This window comes from Halomonas sp. BM-2019, from assembly GCF_017584085.1.
This window is the reverse complement of record NZ_CP071922.1, coordinates 1765979-1768216: the sequence shown is the minus strand read 5'-3', so window position 1 is coordinate 1768216 and position 2238 is coordinate 1765979. Positions and strand designations below refer to the sequence as shown.

The 2238-nt window shown below is 73.0% G+C and carries 2 protein-coding genes; both read right to left on the bottom strand.

The genetic code is table 11. The annotated features are described in order from the left end of the window. Positions 1 to 1100: UDP-N-acetylmuramyl-tripeptide synthetase (murE, locus tag J5F18_RS08930; RefSeq protein ID WP_346301896.1), on the bottom strand; the 1100-nt coding region annotated here is incomplete at its 3' end. A gap of 52 nt (positions 1101 to 1152) precedes the next feature. Beyond that, positions 1153 to 2238 (bottom strand): penicillin-binding protein 2 (locus J5F18_RS08925; protein ID WP_346301895.1); only part of this gene is annotated, 1086 nt, incomplete at its 5' end.

The window sequence follows — 2238 nt, the reverse complement described above, 5'->3', positions numbered from 1 at the left end:
GCCAGGGCGTTGTCCAGGGCATCCGGGGTGTGGGCATAGTCGATGACCACGGTGGGGGCGCCGGGGCGCAGCAGCGCCTCCATGCGCCCGGGCACCGGGGCGAGCCCGGCGGCGGCCTCGAACAGCTCGCCGATACCGTGCCCCAGGCCGTAGAGGGTGGCGATGGCCAGCAGCAGGTTGTCCAGGTTGAAGCGGCCGAGCAGCACCGTCTCCAGCACCCGCTCCCCCTCGGGGGTGGCCACCAGCGCGCGCTGCCCCGCGGCGTGGGGGTGCCAGTCGATCACCCGGAAGGTCACCGCCTCGTCTTCGCCGATGGCCAGCACCCGCACCCCCTCGCCCACGCCGGCCAGCATCAGCCGTGCCAGGGAGTCATCGGCGTTGACCACGGCGAGCCGCAGCTCCTCACGGCGGAACAGCCTGGCCTTGGCGGCGGCATAGGCCGCCATGCTGCCATGGTAGTCGAGGTGGTCCCGGGTCAGGTTGGTGTAGACCGCCGCCCGCAGCCGACAGCCGTCCAGGCGCCCCTGCTCCAGGGCGTGGGAGGAGACCTCCATGGCCACCCGCCCCACGCCATCGGCGGCCAGCTCGCCCAGCGCCGCCTGCAGGGCCAGCGGCCCGGGCGTGGTCAGGCCAGCGTCACGCAGTGCCCCGGGACGGCCATGGCCCAGGGTGCCCACCAGTCCCGCCTGGACCCCCAGCGCCTCGCTCAGCTCGGCGAGGTAGTGCGTCACCGAGCTCTTGCCGTTGGTGCCGGTGACGCCGATCAACTCCAGCGACTCGGGCACCGCGAAGAGCGCCCGCCCAAGCTCGCCCAGGCGCTCGCGCAGGCCAGGCAGCGCCACCACCCGCGGCTCCTCGGGGCAATCGCGGCCATCGCCCGAGTGGCAGAGCACCGCGGTGGCGCCGGCCGCCAGCGCCGCCGCGATGTGGTCGCGGCCGTCGGCGGCCACCCCCGGCACCGCCACGAACACCGCCCCAGGGCTGGCCTCACGGCTGTCGGTGCAAAGTGTCACCGCCTGGCCGGTCATGGCCGGCAGCGGCCCGGCCCCGGGCCACAGGCGCGCGAGGGTCTCGGCCAGGTGATGAAGGCTCACCCGCATGCGGGGCCTCGCGTGTCTCGGGAAACGGGGAAGGTCGTGGGCATGCTGGGCCTCAGCGGCTGCGCTGGTCGGGGGGCACGTCGAGCAGACGCAGGGCGCTGCCGACGACGCGGGAGAAGACGGGGGCGGCCACGGCGCCGCCGAAGTAGCTGTCGCCGCGGGGATGGTCGATCATCACCACGGTGACGATGCGCGGGTCGGAGACCGGGGCGATACCGGCAAACAGGCTGCGGTAGGCATCGCGCACATAGCCGCCGGCGCCGGTCTTGCGCACCGTGCCGGACTTCCCGGCCACCCGGTAGCCGGGCACCATGGCGCGCCGGGCCCCGGTGGTCGGCTGCACCGACTCCTCCATGATGCGCAGCAGGTCGTGGGCCACGGCCCGGTCGATGACCGGTTCGCCCCGCGGCACCTCGGGCAGCTTGAGCAGCGACGGCGGCAGGCGTTCGCCGTGATTGCCGATGGCGGTGTAGGCGCTGGCCAGCTGCAGCGCGGAGGTCGACAGTCCATAGCCGTAGGAGAGCGCCGCCCACTGGCTGCGCGACCAGCGCACCGGCGCCGGCAGGGTGCCGGTGGACTCGCCGGGAAAGCCGGTCTCGGGGCTCTGGCCAAAGCCGAGCCGGCGGTAGAGGTCCGGCACCAGGGGGTCATCGAGCTCCAGCACCAGCTTGGACATGCCGATGTTGGAGGACTTCTCCAGTATCCCCGCCAGGTCCAGCTCGCCGTAGTTGCGAATGTCGCGGATGGTGAAGCGGTCGATGCGCATCCAGCCCGGCGAGGTATCCACCACCACGTCGCGGGGGAACTGGCCGCTGGCCATGATCGCCGCCATGGCCAGGGGTTTCATCACCGAACCGGGCTCGAAGACATCGACGACGGCCTGATTGCGCAGGCCGCGTGGGTCGAGACCGGCGCGGTTGTTGGGGTTGTAGGAGGGCTGGTTGGCCATGGCCAGCACCTCGCCGGTGCGGGCGTCCATCATCACCACCACGCCGCCATCGGCATCGTGCTCGGCCACCGCCGCCTTGAGCTCGCGATAGGCCATGTACTGCAGGCGCTGGTCGATGGCCAGCGTCAGCTCGCCGCCAGGGCGCGCCTCGCGCAGCACCTCCAGGTCGCGCACCAGGCGCCCACGGCG